Annotated in this window: 7 protein-coding genes; 6 read left to right on the plus strand and 1 reads right to left on the minus strand. The window is 70.6% G+C overall.

Features of this window, described 5'->3' with window-relative positions; genetic code table 11:
• Nucleotide 1: 1 nt before the first annotated feature.
• The 4 genes from CG736_RS35070 to CG736_RS35085 all read left to right on the plus strand — a co-directional run bounded on the left by CG736_RS35070 (nucleotide 2) and on the right by CG736_RS35085 (nucleotide 14,612).
• Nucleotides 2-1,723 carry a type IV secretory system conjugative DNA transfer family protein gene (locus CG736_RS35070; RefSeq protein ID WP_198520706.1) on the plus strand — a complete coding sequence of 574 codons (1,722 nt, stop codon included), beginning with the start codon at nucleotides 2-4 and terminating at the stop codon, nucleotides 1,721-1,723.
• Between the two features lie 15 nt (nucleotides 1,724-1,738).
• Nucleotides 1,739-2,275: a hypothetical protein gene (locus tag CG736_RS35075; protein ID WP_100590146.1), complete on the plus strand. Its 537-nt coding sequence runs from the start codon at nucleotides 1,739-1,741 to the stop codon at nucleotides 2,273-2,275.
• A 656-nt stretch (nucleotides 2,276-2,931) separates the two neighbouring features.
• Entirely contained in the window at nucleotides 2,932-3,231 is a 300-nt protein-coding gene (locus CG736_RS35080; RefSeq protein ID WP_100590147.1) for a TnpV protein, read from the plus strand.
• A 125-nt stretch (nucleotides 3,232-3,356) separates the two neighbouring features.
• Nucleotides 3,357-14,612 (plus strand): DEAD/DEAH box helicase family protein, encoded by an 11,256-nt coding sequence (locus CG736_RS35085; protein WP_100590148.1) that lies wholly within the window; start codon nucleotides 3,357-3,359, stop codon nucleotides 14,610-14,612.
• Nucleotides 14,613-15,413: 801 nt separating this feature from the next.
• Here the strand turns inward: CG736_RS35085 and CG736_RS35090 are convergent.
• The gene (locus tag CG736_RS35090) at nucleotides 15,414-16,757 is read right to left on the minus strand and encodes a hypothetical protein (RefSeq protein ID WP_100590149.1); all 1,344 of its coding nucleotides are present in this window, start codon (nucleotides 16,755-16,757) and stop codon (nucleotides 15,414-15,416) included.
• Between the two features lie 328 nt (nucleotides 16,758-17,085).
• Here CG736_RS35090 and CG736_RS35095 point away from each other — a divergent pair, with 328 nt between their 5' ends.
• Nucleotides 17,086-17,598 (plus strand): ATP-binding protein, encoded by a 513-nt coding sequence (locus CG736_RS35095; RefSeq protein ID WP_198520707.1) that lies wholly within the window; start codon nucleotides 17,086-17,088, stop codon nucleotides 17,596-17,598.
• Between the two features lie 136 nt (nucleotides 17,599-17,734).
• A complete protein-coding gene (locus CG736_RS35100) occupies nucleotides 17,735-18,490 on the plus strand; it encodes a hypothetical protein (RefSeq protein WP_157815854.1) in 756 nt (251 codons plus the stop codon).
• The last annotated feature ends 27 nt before the right edge of the window (nucleotides 18,491-18,517 follow it).

Here is an 18,517-nt window from a genome sequence, read left to right on the forward strand (position 1 = left end):
GGTGGCCGTCGACCGGCCTGCCCCGGAGCCCGGCTGGGCCGTCACCGCGCTGGGCTTGACGGTGGTGTGGCTGCTGGCGGCTGGCCTGCTGGCTGGGCAGTGCGCGAGCCTGCTGGCCAGACACGGCACCGCCCGGCTGCTCGGCGGGGTCGGCCTGGCCTCATTCGCCGTCTACACCCGCGGCCTGAGCCAGGCCTTCGCCCCGGCTCCTCCAGCGTGGCTGTTCTGGCCGCTGCTGGTGCTGTTCTGGTCCGGGCCGCTGGCCGGTGTGCTGTGGCTGTGGGTGCGCTTCGGCTACGGCGCGGCCCCCACCTCGGCCCAATGGGGCGGCCGCCGTACCGAACGCCAACTCCTTGCTCCGGAGGACCCGTTGGAGCGGGTGGACCGGATGGCGGTGGGCCGGGGGAAGGCCAGCCGGAAGATCCTGGCAGGCAAGTCGTGCATCTCGGCCGTGGTCTTCGGCAACCCCGGCTCCAGCAAGACCACCGGCCTGGGCCTGCCAGTCGCCGCAGAGTGGCAGGGCCCGCTGGTGGCCACCACGGTCAAAGCCAGCGACTTCGACGCAATCTACGCCCGCCGGGCGGAGCTCGGCCCGGTATGGGTGCTCGCCCCGGCCGGCCTGCCGGACCGGGAGACGGCGTGCTGGAGCCCGGTGGACTACTGCGTGGACGCCAAGGCCGCCGACCGGATGGCCGGGTGGCTGGCCGACGCGGCGGCCACGGCTGGGGACCCGAAGGCGGCTCCGTGGGTGGAGCAGGCCAAGTACGTGATCAAGGGCGTCCTACTGGCAGCGAACCTCGCGGACGGGGGGATCACCGCGTTCCGCCGGTGGTTGACCCTCGCGGAAGCCGCGGTGGACGACGTGCGCTCGATCCTGGCCGACGCCGGCTACAAGGACGTCGCCGACGACTACGCGGCCCCTTTCCAGCTGCACGACGACGGCGTCGGCAGCGTGAAGTTCACGATGGCGACGATCGCCCGGGTCTACGCGGACGAGGAGGTCCGGGCCACCGCCGCCCGCAGCGACTTCACCGCGGAGGAGTTCCTCGACCAGTGCGGGACGATCTGCTTGATCGCCTCGGAGACCGACGCCGTCCGATTCGCCCCGCTTCTGACCGCGGTCACCGCGTCCGTGATCCACGCCGCGCAGAGCAGGTACAAGGAGACCAGCCGGCCACTCAGCCCCGCCCTGGGCCTGGTGATCGACGAGGCGGGCAACATGTTCCGCTACCCGGCGCTGCCGCGGCTGCTGACGTCCGGCCGCGGCATGGGCATCGCGGCGCTGACCATCTGGCACGACCTCAGCCAGCTGATCAGCGTGCTGGGCCGGGAGGCGGCGCACACGGTGGTGTCCGCCAGCGGCATGCGCGTCCTCCTGCCCGGCAACGGTGACCTGGAGACGCTGCAGCTGTTCAGCCGGTTGTTCGGCCGCGCGGAGGTGACCAAGCAATCCACCACCTACAGCAGCGGCAGCGTCTCGCGGTCGGAACAGACCGTCGAGACCGACCTCGCGCCGATCCACTACCTCCAGCAGCTGCCGGACTTCACCGCCGTGGTGCAGTACGCCAACCTGCCGCCGCTGCGCGTGAAACTGCGCCGTACCTACGTCGACCGCGACCTGGTCGCGCTGCTGAACCGCAAGCAGAACCCGAACCCGATGGTGCCAGCTCCGGCCGACCCGGTGAAGACCGGCACCGCCGACCTGATCAAACCGACCCGCTGACCGGAGGAACCGCTCGTGACCGACCTCGACTACGACGACCCGCTGTCCGACCCGGCCGACCTGTGGCCGGAGCCCACCGGCGGCTCGGCGGCCGCACCCGCCCAGCCTCCGGTCTGGGTGTGGGCGGCAATGGAGCCGGCCGACCGGCAGCGCCGCTTCGAGGAAGTCGCCGACTGGGTGGCCTGGCTGACGGCGACCTTCCCGAAGGTCGGCCAAGCCCTCCCGGGCTGCTGGTACAAGCACCCGGAGGTGCGCGAGTACGTGACCGCCCTCTACGCGGCCTACGTCCGTGCCTACCTGGCGCCGCTGCCCGGGATGGACGCCCCGGAGGCGGTCTGGCTCTCCCACCTGCACGCGATGATCCCGCACCTGTCCATCGCCAAGTGCGCCAGCGGGCACGAGGAGCCGAGCGCCCGGGTGAAGCCCCGGGGGAGCGTCGAGGACATCAAGGCGTATCTCGCCACGGACGGGTTCGGCACCGCGCCCGCGGCGCCGGTCGCCCCGGAGCTGGGCGCGGAGATGCTGGCGGCCCGGCTGGAACCGCCGCTGTAGCCGCCCGCCCAGTACGTCTGTTCCACCCGTCGCGTGGTGGGGGCACCCCGCGACACAGCACAGGAGAACCCTGCACATGGCCGAACCGCCAGCTTCCACCGCTCCCGCCAGCCAGGCCCGGGCGCGCCGCTTCCACAACGTGGGCGAGGTCCGCGAGCGGTGGGCCGCTGGGCGGGCAGACAGCCGGTGGCGGAAGTACCCGAAGACCGACAACGCTGGACGGGCGCTCCCCCAAGCCTCTCCTTCGGACCGGGCCCGTGTCCGGCTGGAGCGAGCCTCCCTGCCCCGGACCTTGCTGGACACGGCGGTCCTCTCCCCGTCCGGGGAGTTCCTCGTCGGCCGGAACGGCTCCGCCTCGCGCTGGTACGTCTACCACTGCGGCAGCGGCCTGGTGATGAACGAGGGCGCCGGCTTCGAGGCCAAGGACGAGGCTGCGAGCTGGGCCGCCGCCATGGAACGAACCCAGGACGACCAGGGCAACCTACTCGATCTGGCCTCGCCTCATCTCGGCGACCGACTGCTGCTCTCCGGGGGATGGGCGGCGAAGGCCGCGACGATCCGGCTCGCCCTCAAGCACGACCAGGCTGTCGAGCCAGCTGCCACACTTCCTGCACAGACTGCCTCCGAGCAGGCACTGACCGACCTGGAGGACGAGAGTGAACGAGTACAGCCGGACCGCGTGGAGGTACTGGCGGGTGTACCGGCCGCAGGCGCTGGCGGACCTGCCCGAGCCGGAGGCGTTCTTCACGAACCTGGGGGACCAGGCCGAGGAGCTGGAAACCTCGCTGTGGCTGGACCTCCAGGAGGCGGCGTTGGCGGAGTCGGGAACGGAGGACTACGAGGTGAGGCTGGGGCTGAGCAACATGGCCCGAATGCAAGCGAAGGAGAAGGTCCGAGCGGAACTGATCTACCTGGAGAAGGAGGAGGGAACGGAGCACCTGGAGCTGCCGGCCTGACGGATGGTCAGCTCCTCTTCGGGGGCGCGGCGGCAGCCGAGACGGCTCCGCGGTTCCGGCCCACGGGCCAGGAGGACCTCGCGCAGTCCGGGACGGTCACCCGGCTCCGCAACAACCTGGCCGCGTTGCGCCTGTTGCGGCGGCTGGAGGGCGAGGACCGGCTGGCGGCACCGGAGGAACAGCAGGTGCTGGCCCGCTGGTCCGGGTGGGGCGCGGTCCCGCAGGTTTTCGAGGACAACCCGCCGGAGAACCTGGCCGACTTCGCGGTGGAGCTCCGGGAGCTGTTGGACGAGCCGCAATGGCTCGCGGCCAGGCACAACACGCTGAACGCGCACTACACCGACGCCCACCTGGTCCAGGAGGTGTGGAGGCTGGTCGAGGGGCTCGGCTTCACCGACGGCGAGGTGTTGGAGCCAGGCTGCGGCAGCGGGAACTTCATCGCCTTCGCTCCCGACGGTGCCCGGATGACGGGGATCGAGGTGGATCCGACCACCTCGGCGATCACCAAGCTCCTCTACCCGGACGCGGTGGTGCGGCGGGAGGGCTTCGAGAGGACGCGGGTGCCGGAGGGGCACTTCGACCTGGTGGTCGGCAACCTCCCCTTCGGCCGGTACGAGGTCGCGGACCTGGTCCACAACAAGGGCAACCACAGCGTCCACACGTACTTCCTCCTCAAGAGCCTGCACTTGGTGCGGGAGGGCGGCCTGGTCGCGGTCCTGACCAGCCGTCACACGATGGACGGGGCGGGCCACAAGGCCCGGGCGGCGCGGGAGGAAATGGCCGATCTCGCAGACTTGGTCGGCGCGGTGCGGCTCCCGGACCATGCCCACCGCTCGGCGGCCGGCACCGAGGTGGTCACGGACCTGCTCGTGTTCCGGCGCCGCCCGGCGGGCGAGCGGGGCCAGAAGGGGCACAAGGGGGTCAAGGAGGGGAGCCGTGCCCATCTCGAAGGCGGGAAGATCCCCGAGTACCCGGCGTGGACGCAGATCGGTGTGGTGCCGCTCATGTTTCGGGACGAAGAGTCGGAGGACTTCGCGGTCAACCGGTACTTCGTCGACAACCCGGACCTGGTCCTCGGCGAGTGGATGATCACCGGGCGAGAGTACGGCCCGCAGCTGACCGTCGTCGGCGACGCCGAGCTGCCGACGGCGTTCGCCGAGGCGGTTCAGCGGGTGCGGGAGGCCGGGACGGAGGCAGGCCTGCGGCAGACCGCAGGCACCGGGGCCGTACGGCTTTCGCGCTTGCTGGAGCCTGGGGAGAACCGGCCTGAGGGACACTTGCAGGCCGAGCCGGACGGTACGTTCACCCAGGTCCGCGACCACCAGGTATGGGAGTACCGGCCGCCGACGACGCAGGCCGAGGAACTGCGGGCACTGCTGCGACTGCGCGACACCGCCGCGGCGGTGCGGCACGCGAACGTCGAGGACGCCCAGGCTGGCACGGAGTCGTCGGCGCGCACGCTGGAGCTGCGTGAGCAGCTGAACCGGGAGTACGACGCTTACGTCGCCCAGTACGGACCGATCAACCGCTCCACGTGGTCCGAACAGCAGCGGACCGACAAAAAAACCGGCCGGGCCCGGACCGTCAAGGTCCGCAAGCGGCCACCGATGGGCGGCTTCCACAAGGACCCGCAGTCCGGCGAGGTCACCAGCCTGGAGATCTACGACCCGGTCTCCAACACCGCCCGCAAGAGCACGATCTTCACCAAGTCCACCGCGAAGCACCGCACGCCGCCGGATCGGGTCGACTCCGCTGCCGACGCCCTCGCTATCACCCTGGACACCAAGGCCCGGGCGGACCTGGACGAGATCGCCCGGCTGCTGGGTACGGACGTCGAGAGCGCCCGCGCGCAGCTCGCCGACCAGCGTCTGGCCTTCGAAGAGCCGTTCACGCTCCGGCGGACGATGGCGGCGGCCGCCGACTACCTGTCCGGGAACGTGCGGGTGAGGCTGCGGCAGGCCCAGGAAGCCGCAGAGTTGGAACCGGAGCGGTTCGCCGCCAACGTCACCGCTCTCCTGGAGGTCCAGCCGCGCGACCTGGTGCCGGGCGAGATCCGCGCCCAGCTCGGCGCGGTGTGGATCCCGCCGTCGGATGTCCAGGAGTTCGCCCGCGAGATCAGCGGCAACGAGGGCATCGAGGTCACGATCAAGGCGAAGACCACCTGGTCGGTGACCGGCGGTGCCCGCAGCGGCGTGGCCGCGACGCAGCAGTGGGGTACCGACCGGCGGACCTTCACCGAGCTGCTGACCTCGCTGCTGACCAACGGCTCGATCCGCGTGGTCGATGAGCTGCCCGACGGCAGCAAGATCTTCAACGCGAGGGCGACCGAGGCCGCGAAGGCGAAGGCCGCCGCGATCCAGTCCCGGTTCAGGTCTTGGGTGTGGGAGGACCCGGAGCGGGCCAAGCGCCTGGCGGCGGACTACAACGAGCGCTTCAACTGCCTGGTCAAGCGTTCGTACACCGGCTCACGGGTCGAGGTGCCGGGCCTGTCGCCGGCGTTCAAGCTGCGCGACCACCAGCATGAGGCGATCGCCAGGATCAAGCAAGAACCCTCAGTGCTGCTGGCGCACGAGGTCGGCGCCGGCAAAACCGCGGTGATGATCGCCGGAATGATGGAGTTGCGGCGAACCGGCCAGGTCAGCAAGCCGATGGTGGTCGTCCCGAATCACATGTTGTTGCAGTTCCGGGACGACTGGAAGCGCCTCTACCCGGACGCTGACATTCTCACCGCGAGCTCGGACGACCTGACGGGCCGCAAGCGCAGCGAGTTCATCGCCCGTGCGGCCCATCGCGACGTGGACGCCGTGATCGTCACCCAGACGGCTTTCGAGGCGATCCCGATGGGCGCGGTCTGGCAGGAGACGTACATCTCCCGCGAGGTCAAGGTGATGGAGGAGGCCTTGGAGGAGGCCAAGGCGGACGTCGAGGCGGCGAAGAGCAACGGGGTGGCCAACAAGCACCGCCGGACGGTGAAGAGGCTGGAGACCCAGCTCTCAAACGGCAGGGCCGCGCTGGAGAAGCGGATCGCCGTCCTGTCCGACCAAGCCACACTGACCTTCGAGCAGCTCGGCGTCGACTTCCTTTGCGTTGACGAAGCGCACATGTACAAGAACCTCCGCACGCTGTCCACCATCCCGGACGCGAAGATCGAGGGCAGCGGGCGGGCCACCGACCTGCACATGAAGCTGGAGTGGTTGCGGGAGACCACGGCGAGCGGCCGGGTGGCAGTGTTCGCGACGGCGACGCCGATCGCCAACAGCATCACCGAGACGCACACCATGCAGCGCTACCTGCGGCCGGACCGGCTGGAGGCCGCGGGGGTAGAGGTCTTCGACTGGTGGGCGAGCACCTTCGGCGAGGTCGTCAACACGGTGGAGTTGAAGCCCTCCGGTGCCGGGTTCAGGGCCAAGGCACGGTTCGCGAAGTTCCAGAACGTCCCCGAGATGCTCGCACTCTTCCACGACTTCGCCGACGTGAAGCTAGTGGAGGACCTGGGCCTGGAGCTGCCGGCCAAGCGGGACGGCAAGCCCGAGGTGGTGGCCGTCGACTCCTCGCCCGCCCAGCTGGCCTTCATCCAGGACCTGGAGCGGCGGGCCGAGCTGGTGACGCTGGGGAGGGTCGAGCCCAGCGAGGACAACATGCTGCGGATCGTCACGGACGGCCGGAAGGCCGCCTTGGACATTCGCATGGTCGATCCGGCAGGGCCGGCCGACGCCGACAACAAGGTCCTGGCCGCCGCGGGGCGGATCTTCGAGATCTGGGAGGAGACCAAGGACGCGGTCTACCCGGTGTCGGCGGACGATCCCACCGAGCACCCGGTGCCGGGCGCGCTGCAGCTGGTCTTCTGCGACCTGGGGACCCCGTCGGGGGATGACCACGGCAAGGGCAGTGAGGACTCCGACGACCCGGACGAGGTGACCGACTGGGACCTGTTGCTGGGTGCCGACCGGGAGGCCCCCCGTTGGAGCGCCTACGAAACCTTGCGGGAGGAGCTGGTCGCCCGGGGCATGCCCGGGGAGAAGATCAAGTTCATCCATGAGGCGCGCAACGACCAGGAGAAGGAGGAGTTGTTCGAGGCCGCGCGCACCGGCCGGATCGCGGTGTTGGTCGGCTCCACGAGCAAGATGGGCGCGGGCACGAATGTGCAAGACAGGGCGGTCGCCCTGCACCATCTCGACGCGCCGTGGAGGCCCGCAGACGTCGAGCAGCGCAACGGCAGGATCGAGAGGCAGGGCAACCTCAACCCCGAGATCCGGATCCTGAACTACATCACGATGGGCACTCTCGACGCCTTCATGTGGGGTGTGCTGGAGCGCAAGGCCTTCTTCATCAAGCAGATCATGAAGGGGGACATCAACCAGCGGGTCGTAGACGACATCGGCTCCGCGAACCCGGACTTCACCGAACTCAAGGCGATCGCCTCCGGAAACCCGTACCTGCTGGAGATGAACACCGTCGGCCGGCTCTACCAGTCGATGCTGGACGAGTCGGCGGCCCATCACCAGATGCAGGCCTCGTTGAAGGACGGCATCGCTCACCGCGAGCGGGAGATCCTGCGCGGTGAGCAGGTCATCGCCGCTGCCCGGGCGGCCCTGGAGCTCAGGACCGACACCGTCGCCGGGGACGACTTCGAGTTGCAGGTGCACGACCGCACCTACACCAAGTACGCCGAGGCCGGCCCCGCTCTGGCCACAGCGGTCGAAGCCCTCGGCCGGCAGTACATGACGACCTTGCGGCGCCCCCCGCGGACGGTGATCGGGCACTTCGGCGGTTTCCCAGTGGTCGCCGAGTTCGGCCGGGGGGTGTTCAGTTCCTGGGGCTTCCACCTGACCCTGGACGGTGTTCCGACCGTCTCGGAAACGTTCGTGCCGTCCACGGCGCTGACGCCGAAGGACGGCGGCAGCATGGTGGGCAAGCTCCGAACCCAGATCGAGAACCTACCCAAGATCGTCACCCGGGCGGAGCAGGCGGTGGAGAAGGCCGAGAAGGAGAACGCGCGGGCCCGCCCGCTCGTCGGAGCGGTCTTCGCGGGGGAGGAGCGCCTAGAGGCCCTGCGGTCCCTGAGCGAGGTTCTGCAGAAGACGATCGAGGTGTTCTCCGAGAAGGTGGAGGAGCCTCCGCGCCGCCACGTGGGCGAGCCGGTGAGCGAGGCTGAGGCCGCCTCCCGCGAGCAGCAGTCCGCGGCCTACAGGGAGTGGTGCGAACGCCTGGAGGAGCAGGAACGGCTGCTGGAGGAGGGGCGGCAGCAACTGGCGGCCGCGGACGAGCCCGTCGTCTCGCCTCCGGCCCCGGAGACCCCCGCCGAGCCTGCCCCCGATCGAGCAGAGGAACCGGAGGCGGACGCCGCGGCGGTGCCCGACCGCTCGCAGAAGCTCGCCCAGGCGGCATGGCGTACGGGTGCGCGCCGTTTCGCGGAAGAGCAGGGGGAGGATCCCGGCCGGGCCCGCGAGTTCGGCATCTGGTACATCGACCAGGGCCACCAGCGGTCGGCGGACGCACCGCTGGCGGAACTGTACACGCAGTGGCTCCAGGCGAACCCTCCTGCGTCCGCAGGGGAAGACAGCGCATCGGCCCCCGGCCCCGAGGCGGTGCTCTCCGAGACGGAGTCCCCGGCAGCAGCCACCGGCGCCGAGGGGGCTGCCGAGGAACTACCGGCATCACCAGGTGACGGTGCCGCGCTGGTCGTGTCCGACGAGTTCTCGATCCTCTACTCCGCCTACCGGGAGCTGCTGCGGCCTGAGGTGGCGGCTGATGGCACCGCCCCGGACGTCGGGCAGGTCGCCATCGAGGGCGACGCCGGTGCGCTGGCCGACGTCGCCGTGTTCGAGCGCCTGGTGGCCGACGGCCTCCTGCAGTACGAAGCGACCACCGTCGCGCTCACCAGGGCGGGGCGGCAGCGGTTGAACGAACTGGAGCGCGCCGACCGCCCCGAGCCGGCTGTCGGCGACCGCGTCTTCCTTCCCAGCATCGGCCGGTTGGGCATCATCGGCGGCTTCGACACCGACGTCCGGGGGGCCCGGGTCGCCAGCATCGTCTGCGACCGGGAGGGCTGGCCGAACGGCTGGGACATCAACATCGAGCCCCGCTTCATGATCACCGTGGAACACGCCGCGATGCAGCCGGAGGCCGCTGCGGAGGCGTACCGGGTGGCCGTCCTACGGCAGTTCCCCGGCGCCCTGACCGACCCGAGCCTGCGCGGCCCCGCGTTGGAGGCCTTCACCGCTGCCGCCCTGGACGTCCCCCGGCTGGCGCAGGCAGCCCGGGCCCAGGACCCCAACGACTTCGCCGTCACGGTGGCCTCCTGGACGAGGCAGTGGCTGACCGACCGGTGGAAGGAGGTCGCACCGGCCGACCGGCCCGACTGGGTGCAGGCCTACTTCCGCGAGGGCGACCCCGCCACGCAGGACCGCAACGGCCTGTACGTGGAACTGGCGGGCATGCTCTACCCGCATCTGAACACCCCGGCCGCAGAACCCGCGCAGTCCGTAGAGCTCATCGCGCCGCAGGAGACCGCCGAGTCGGCGGCCGGGCCGGACCAGTCCTCCGCCTCGTCCCCGGCAACGGCCGATACCCCCTCAGACGCACCGAAAGAACGGGAAGCCGAAGGCCCTCCGGTGCCGACGCCCGTACCGCCCCGCATCGCCCTGGTGCCACCGGTACCCGCGCAGGAGGAGCTGTTCTCGCTGTCGGAGGCCACTGCCCCTGCCGTGTCGTTGAGCCCGCCGGCGAACCCGCCTGCTCCCGGTGTCGAAGCATCCGTCCAACTACCCGGCGCCGCCCAGGTGCAGGCCGACACGGACCTGGTCCCGATCGGCACTGGGGCCTCGGTAGGGGCGGCTCCGGCCGTCGCGGTCCCGGAACGTCCGGCGGTGGAGTGGGACGGCGTGGGCCTGGAGCCGACCGGCGAGCTGGTCAACTGCTCGGGTTACCTGTACCAGCTCAGCGGCGTGCGAGTCGGGACGCCGGAAGAGTTCTGGTGCGGGAAGCGGCTCCCGCTGGAGCTGGACGCTGCCGCGTCCCACATCAAGGGCGGCCGGACGGTCGGCACCCGGGCCGAGGCTCTGGCCTGGGCAGAGGCGGAGGGTGCGGAGCGCCGGGCTCACCGGGACCTGTGGGACCGGCACCCTCCGCTGGTGGGTCCGCTGCGGTTCTCCAGCCGCCCGGTCATCACCGAGTTGGAGCTGGGATACGAGAGGGTGGTGCAGTTCGGCGTCGAGTACCGGCTGTTCACCAACGGGAAGCGGGTAGAAGCGGCCAGCGCTGGCTCTGCCCCCGGCGACAAATACCGGTTCCTGGTCTACGGCGGGGCCAGGCGGGCCGAGGCCCTGTCGAACGTGGAGTCGTGTGCCTTCGGGGCGGTGCCATCAGGGGCGCTGACCCTGGTCGGCCCGCACCCGCGGACGGACGTTCAGTGCGTGTGTTGCGCGCCGGGGTCGGCCAACGGCAGAGGCAAGACCTTGAAGGCGGCGCTCGGCCTCGCCAACGGCGACCAGGTGCTGGTCTGCGTCCCCGGGCACTTCCTCTCGACCGGCCTGGTCCCGGAGGAACTCCTCATCGGGCTCTCCGCGCGGGAGCAGGAGGCCGTCGCCGTACGGTACGTACGGGAAGGCACCCTCCCGCAGGTGCCGGCCCCGTCCGACGCCGTTGCGCTGCCGGTCGAACCGTCGCGGGTGGTGCACCGCCCGCCCGGCAAAGCCGCGGAGACCCCGCTATCCCTCCCTGACCTGCGGGAGCGGGATTCGGCGGACAATCCGTCGCATGGCGGCGAACCGTCGGCGGAACAGGCCGGGGCGGGCCTGGAGCTGCCGGAGTGGATGAGCTGCCATCTGGGGGCTGTGATCTGCGGGTACTGCGGAGGCTCGGAACCCGGGTCCTCGGTGGTCTCCGAGCACCCGAGCGAGGCCGCGGCGGAGCACTACGCGCAACTCCATCTGAACTGGCACCGGGAGCGGGGGACCGGCCGGGTGGGGGATCCGGACCTGGAGGACCGGGCGTACGGGCTGCTCTGGTCAACGGCACAGGCCGAGGTGGTCGGGCAGTCCTTGGCGGAGGAGCTCTACCGCGTCCACGATGGCTACGTGGTGCTCAAGGACGGAAGCCGGGGCGGCGGCCGACCGGTCCGGGGGCAACGGGTCTCCGGGCTGATCCAGGCTGGATTCCTTGAAGAGGTGCCGGTGCCCGGTGCCGACGATCGGACGCTGGTGCGGGCCACGACGGACGGCCGAACCGCGCTGAGGCTGTGGAACCTGGCCCGCCCGGCACCGGTCAGCAGGGCCGGGGAACTCGACCGCCCGCCGGTGTTGCGGGACGGCGACCAGCACCATCGGATCGCGGCAGGCGCCGTCCGGGGGATCTACAACAACCAGAGCCAGGAGCTGCTGTTCAACCTCCGGAAGGAGGTCACTGACCCGAAGGAGGAGACGGATCTCCGCAAGCGGGTCAACGGCCTGATGAACTACCTGAACTTCCGACCCCGTCGGGAGGGGCTGGGCCGGCCTCGGGAGCCCGAACAGGCTGTCCCGGCCTTACCGCTGAACGACAGCGATGTGCGTGCGGTGCTGCTGTCCCTGCAGCAGGGCGAGCTCGCCTCGCTGGCAGCGGCGATCGTGAAGGGCGACGTCCGCCCGTGGGTACGGGAGCAGAGGGCATCAGCGCGGCGGGTCCAGGCCGGATCGCGCACCGATGACGGAACTGGCGCCCCGGTGGTGTACGACGACCTGCAGCAGGTCGAGCGGGGGATCAGCGTCCGGGTGGTGACGCCTGACCAGGTCCGCGGCGGCCTCGTGACCTGGGTCGATCTCGCCTCTCTAGTCTTCCGCCGCCTTCCGACCGAGCAGGCGGCTGAGCTCGCGGCGCTCGGCCGGGCCTACCGAGCCGCTGCCGAGCACCAAGCCGCGACGCAGGTGCTGTACGACGCGGTGAGGCGGGCGTCGGTCTCGACGGCCACCGCGGTGCTGGACTCCCCGGACCTCCGGGACGCCCCCCGCCTGCAGCAGCGTCGAAGCGCCAGCAGCAAGCTTCCGGAAGGCGTCGCCGCTCCCGAGCCGACGGTCTCCGCCCAGGCCGTGCCCGATCACCAGCCACGCCGGTTCGAGCCGGCGGAGGAAGAGGACCTGACGATGGCCGATGACCGGGACGTGGTGCCGGACGTATGGGACCGGCTCGCCGACGAGGCGGATCTGACCGAGCCGGCGCACGAGGCGGTGCAGGCCGGGAACGCCGACTACAACGTCTTCGACGACCCGGACTACGAGGTGGTGGAGTCTGCAGGCGTCGGAGAGACCCACTACCTCCGAGCGTTCCGGCGCGGCTCGGAGGAGGAGTCGGTCTGGGCCAACCGCGAGGGCGTGTCGGAGGAGATCATGAACTCCGTCAGCGGCCTCCGGCCCCGGGACGCCTATCGGAAACTGACCGAACCCGGTGCCCCGACCACGGTGGAACAGCAGAGGGCGGTGGAGGAGAACCTGGCGGTGGACCAGGCCCGCGAGGACGCTGAGTGGGTGTGGCGGCGGGAGGTTCTGGACCACGAGATGGGCGTGGAGGCTCTGCACGGAGCGCTCGACGCGGACGACATCACCCGGGACGAGTACGAGCAGGACCTGGTGAGGCTCCAGGAGGAGGCCCTTCGCCTGGGCCTGCCCGACCCGGCGCCGGCTATGCCGGTGCCGGGGATGGTCGCACCGCCGAAGCCGGTGTTCACCCCGGAGGTTCCCGCCGCTGCCGCGGCCCCCGAGGAGATCGGGCATGAGGAGTACGAGCAGGCGGTACGCTCCCTCGCCCGGGATCTGTTGTCCCGGGTCATCACCCGTGCCCAGTACGAGGAGTCCCTCGCCGCGCTCCGCCCGATCGCGGACCGTCTCGCAGAGCAGGAGCAGGGCCACGCCGCTGTGGCTGACCTGGGAGGACCGGGCCCGGTTGTGCCGCCGAAGCCCGATTTTCCGCCGGACGTACCTGCTCCGGCAGCGGTGCCATGGGGCCAAGCGGTGGCCGACCTCGAACCCGCCCTCCGGGAGGCCGGGGCGGACGCGACGAGGATCGGTGCTGTCGCGGCTAGCCTCCGCAACCTCGACCAGGGCGTGAACATCGGGCGGGTGCTCGGCGGCGAGCGCCTCGACGGTTCCGTGCCCGCCGAGTTGAAGGAGCTGACTGCGGCGATCCGGGAGATCGAGCGGCAGAGCGGCTGGTACCTGGCGCTGCCGGTGTGGTCACAGCTGCGAACGGTCCACAGCGCTGCGGTCGAAGCTTGGTCTACGGTCAGCGCCGCGATCGGAGCGGAGACGCGTCTCGCGTCGGCGGACCGGCGGATCGTCAGGGTGCTCCAGGGTGTCTCGGCGGCGGCGTGCCGCTCGATCTCATCCAGCGCCACCCTGATGGCCAGCGAGCTCACCCGACGTGGAGCAGGCGGTTCGCCGGTCTGGAGAGGTCTGCGGAGCTTGAGCAGGCGGGCCGAGCAACTGGCGGCCGGCGCCCTGGGACGTAGCCCCGACCCCGAGACCGTACGGGCCCGCAACCTACGAGAAGCCAAGGTCGTCGCGGCGGCCCGGCAGGAGAGGGTGGAGCGGCTGGCCGAGGGCTACAGCGGCCGACGGGCTGCAGCGGATGGCTCCCGGCGGGTCGCCGCCAACTTCGTGGCCTGGGCAAGTTCGAAGATGGGCAAGGCCTTGGTGGACTCCAATCATCCGAGGGTCGCGGCGTTGCGGACGGCGTGGCGCTCCCTGCCTGCGGCTGACCTGCCGGACGGTCCGGTGTCCGGCATCCGGCCGTACACCGGGGTCGCCCGGGCCGCCGACGCGCTGGTGGCGGCGGCCCGGGCGAGCGACCGGTTCGAGCGGGCCGACGTCCAGGCCCTGGCCGCCGTCGCCAGCGCAGCGCAGTCCCACGCCCAAGCATTGGCTGTGTCAGGGAAGACTGTGCCGCCCCGGACCGTGGTTAGGCCCGCTCGCTATGCGAGCCGGATGGGTGCCACAGGAGGAGCGTTTCTGGTGACAGACGCTCTCCTCGCGTGGCAGGGCACGGAGATGGGCCAGCAGCTGAAGGAATCTCAGCACCCCCGGGTCACGGCGTTGCGCCGCTCATGGCAGTCCTTGCCGTCGACGGATCTCCCGGCAGGACCCGGCTCAGGTGTGCACCCGTACCACCAGGTGGCGGAGGGGGCCCGGGCACTCGTACAAGCCGCGCAGGCCAGCGAGCGCTTCGACGCTGCGGACGTGTTGGTTCTGTCGGCCGTCGCCATGGCCGCGGATCAGCACTGCGCTCGCCTCGCGGTGACAGCGGGGGTGCCGATGCCGAACCACCGTGTTCACCCGGTGCAGCAGGAGCAGGCCCAGCGGATGGGGGTGCAGCCGCTGGTGGAGAAGATGGGTGCGTCGCTGTCTGCGTGATCGTCGGAGGGGTCGGTCTGGCGCCGGCCGACCCCGATCGAGTTAATGACTCCGTTGACGTCATTAGATCCTTTGATGCCACCGACTGCTTCGTGTCTGGGGCGATCCGCCATCGTTGATCAGGTGTGGATGATCAGCTGCATGGCGCGTGGGGCGCAGTCGGCAGGGCAGAGCCTCAGGCCGCCGATTCCCCACCTGCTGGAATGTCCGGCTGGGTACTCGCCGGAGCCATGGTCACCGACGGGGCGAAGGCGCGGACCGAGCCGGGAACGGTCGGCGAGCATCCGGCTGTGCCGTCATCGGCGGGTCTTCCGGCAGAGGCACTGGGCGAGACGGCAGACGACGATCAGCAGCGTCTGCGGTGGAGGACTCTGATTCCTGTGGTGGGGTTCTGCACGATGACGGCTGCGGCCGTACTCTCGACCTGCGCGGGCCCGGCCCGGGCACCCTCGCTACAGCCGGCTGTCCCTTCTACGTCGGCTTCTTCGCCCGCCCCAACGGCCGCCGATACGACTGCCGCTCCAGCGTTGCCTCCTTCGCCCGCCGCTTCCTATCCCACGGACGGGCCGACCGACGAACAATCGACCGGCCTGCGGCGGGAGTCGGCGCCACCGCGCGCGAAACCTCACTCGACCCGGCCCGCAACTCCGCGCCCACCCGCAGTGCACGAAGCCCCGCAGAATCCACCGCCCGGGACCAGCGATCTCCACATGTGTGAAGCCGCCGAGCGGCTCGGCCAGTGGGCCCCCGGGTCGAGGCAGGCCCAGTTGTGTCGCGAGGTCTACGGGAGCTAGCTGTTCCCTACGCCGTCAGATCCTCAAGGTCCCTGACGACGGACAGTCCTCGGTGCTGCGGAGGCACCGCTCGGTACAGCTCCAACGCGCGGCTGCGCGTCAGTCCTGTCCGCTGATCCGCCGGCAGCGCGGCCAGCACCTCCGTGGCGGCCGTGCAGGCCTCGACCGTGCCGCCGTCGTGCTGCAGGCAGATCGCCCCGTCGAGCTTCAGCAGTGCTTGGGTCTGGTGGCTGCTCGGCCCGGTGAGCGCCAGCGCTTGGCGCTGCACTTCCCTCGCTCGGGTGGCGTCGCCCAGCAACGTGTAGGCGTGAGAGAGGTGCACCAATCTCTTCTGGGTGGGCAATCCGAACCAGGTGTCGGCGGTATCCACCGGGCCGAGTCGCTCGGCCAGACGCTGGACGTCGGCCAGGGCTGCCAGTGCCCGTTGCCGATCGCCGACCATGGCACTCGCCCGGGCCTCGACTGCGGCCGCCAACGCGGCGGAGGCGGACGGCCGGTCGCCAGCGATGTGCCTGGCGCAGGCCGCAAGGTCGGCGGCCGCGAGCGGGGCACCGTAAGTGAGAGGAGTCATGGCCTCGCGGGCGAGCACCCAGGCGTGGAGGGCACGATCGCCGGCCTCGGCGGCGGCCGCGCAGGCAGAGGAGAACCACTGCCTCGCTTCCCGGGCCTCGCCCAGATCGTGCAGACAGACTGCGACCATCCCCGCGAGTTGGCCGGCTGCGCGGCACAGCTCGGTGCGGGCCGCGACCGGGTGAGGTCGCTGCAGCAACGTCCTCAGATCCGCGACGTCGGCCGCAAGTTGGGCCAGACGGTGAGCTGGGGCGGATCCCCCGTAGCCGTACGAGTAGTGCTCCACGGCAGCCGACCAGTGCGCGAGGTCGGCTGCGGGGGAGGGGGTGCCGGTCAAGGCGAGGTCGAGGCCTTCGCGGGTAGTGGTGAGTGCTGTCAGAACGGTGCCGGTGAGACCGGCGGCGAGGGCTCCGCGCAGGAGCTGGCGCCGGTTCACGGGGTCATCTGCCAGGTCGTCAGGTCCATTTCGGTGCTCCGAGGTGGTTCTGGCGGGATGTTCCCAGGGTCGCTCAGCAAGGCCGAGGAGTGCACCAGGAATCCGCAGCCCATCCGCAATCCGCTCGATGGTCTGCAGCGCCGTCACCGTTGCGAGGCCGCGGGCCACGAGAGATACCCGTTCGGCTTTCATGCCGCACGCCTCGCCGATCTTGTTGAAGCTCATGCCTGCGCGGTGAGCGGCAGTGAACAGCGATCCCAGGTCACGGCGGTCGAGTGCTTCCATGACCACGGGGTTGGTGAACAACTGCGAAGGCAGAGCGGCAGGTGTCGGGTAGTCAGTCATGTTGTCCCAAGCGAGTTCTGGCTAAACCTCGGAACCGACGGTACCCCCAGGGTGGGGGCCCTGTGACGGGGTTACCACAGTCTGTGGCCACGGGGTTGACTGATTGATGGCCGTTCGGCGCGGGGCAGCGCCGGCCGACGGCCTGGTACGGCACCTGGGCCGCAACCGCTACCCCCCGGGCGGTTGCGGCCCAGGTGCTCAGGCCCCCAAAGGGCCGCTTCTCCCTCCCCGGCGGGCCGAGACCGCGCCGCACCGCTGACCCCTGCTGCGTGTTTCCCCTTCCGCGCGAACCCGTACCAGGAGCCCCACGCCCATGACAACTACAACGATGGAGAAGGTGCCCGCTGCTGCCGGGGTGACGTTGCCTTGCGTCCCCGAAGCCGCGAAGGCCGCACGCGAACTGGTACGTACTCGGCTGGCGCACGCCGGGCTGGCTGAGGTGAGCGACGATGCCGTGATGGTGGTGTCCGAGATCGTCGGGAACAGCGTGCGACACTCCGGCACCCGGTACGTCCGCATCTGGGTGACGTGCACGGGCAGGGTGGTCAGGATCAGCGTGGCGGACTCCTCCCGGACGCTGCCCACACTGATCATCGCGAGAGATGCCGACGAAGGGCACCGCGGGCTGGGCCTGGTGGACGCCCTGTCGTACCGCTGGGGTGCCGATCTGCTGGAGCTGGGCAAGGTGGTGTGGGCCGAGTTCGAAACGCGGCCAGCCCCGTCCTTCGGTTCCGCGGCCTTGGAGAACAGCTCTGACCTGGGTGAACTGACAGCCAGGCAGGGCGGTACGGTTCACGGCGTTGCACTGCGAGAGGGGGGGCAGCGTCGTGTTGCTGGGTGAACCGGGGGGAACCGAGCCGGGAGCCGTGGTCTGTGGCCAGATATGGGTGTGCCCGGTCTGTGCTGCGGCGGTCCGCCGTGCTCGGGGGCGAGAGGCTGCCCTGCTCGCATCCGCTCACCAAGAGGCTGGCGGGCAAGTGTGGCTGGCCGAGTGCACTCTCGTCCCCGCTGCCGCGGGCGAACTGGCAGGCCAGTGGCAGGCGTTGTCGACTTCCTGGCGCCGGGTGGTATCGGGCTCGGGCTGGGGCAACGAAGGCCGAAGGACCCAGCGCGTCGGCGTGGTTTGGACCCCTGTGGTCACCTGGCAGGAGTCGGGATGGCACCTGGCACTGAAGGTGCTGTTGCTGGACTGGGCGTCGAACAGCGACCTGCACAACGACGTCGTGCGTCGCTGGTCCACCCAATGGGCGGCGGGCGCGGGAGCCATCGGCACGGAGATCCGCTGGGTGCACAGTCTCGGCGGAGACGTCGAGCAGCATGTCGGAGTGTGCGACGGTTCGGCCGGCCGGAGTTCGCGTGCGACGGTGCTGGGACCGGCGGATCTCCTGGCTCGGGCCCGGAGATCCGGCGAGCGGCGCTGGTGGGGGCTGTGGCAGGAGTACGTGGACGCCGCCACCCCGGCGTGCCGGGGCCACCGCAGTCCGGTCGGTTTCTCACGAGGCCTGACCTTGGCGGGGCACCCTCAGGTCTCGGACGCGGAACTGGCTACCGAGCGACTCCGTGCTGTGCTTCCTCCGCTGAGTGGGCCGGCGTGGTCGCGGTTGAGCGTCGACGGTGCGCTACAACTGCAGGTACTCGACGCGGCCGGGCGGGGACCGGGTCATCTGGCGTGGTTGCTCCAGGATCTGGGGCTGCCGACCGAGAGCAGTGCTCGGATCCGGTTAGCGGCTTGAGCGGAATGCGGGTGCGGGGCGGACACC

The organism is Kitasatospora sp. CB02891 (genome assembly GCF_002803145.1).
GTDB classification, from domain to species: Bacteria; Actinomycetota; Actinomycetes; order Streptomycetales; family Streptomycetaceae; genus Kitasatospora; species Kitasatospora griseola.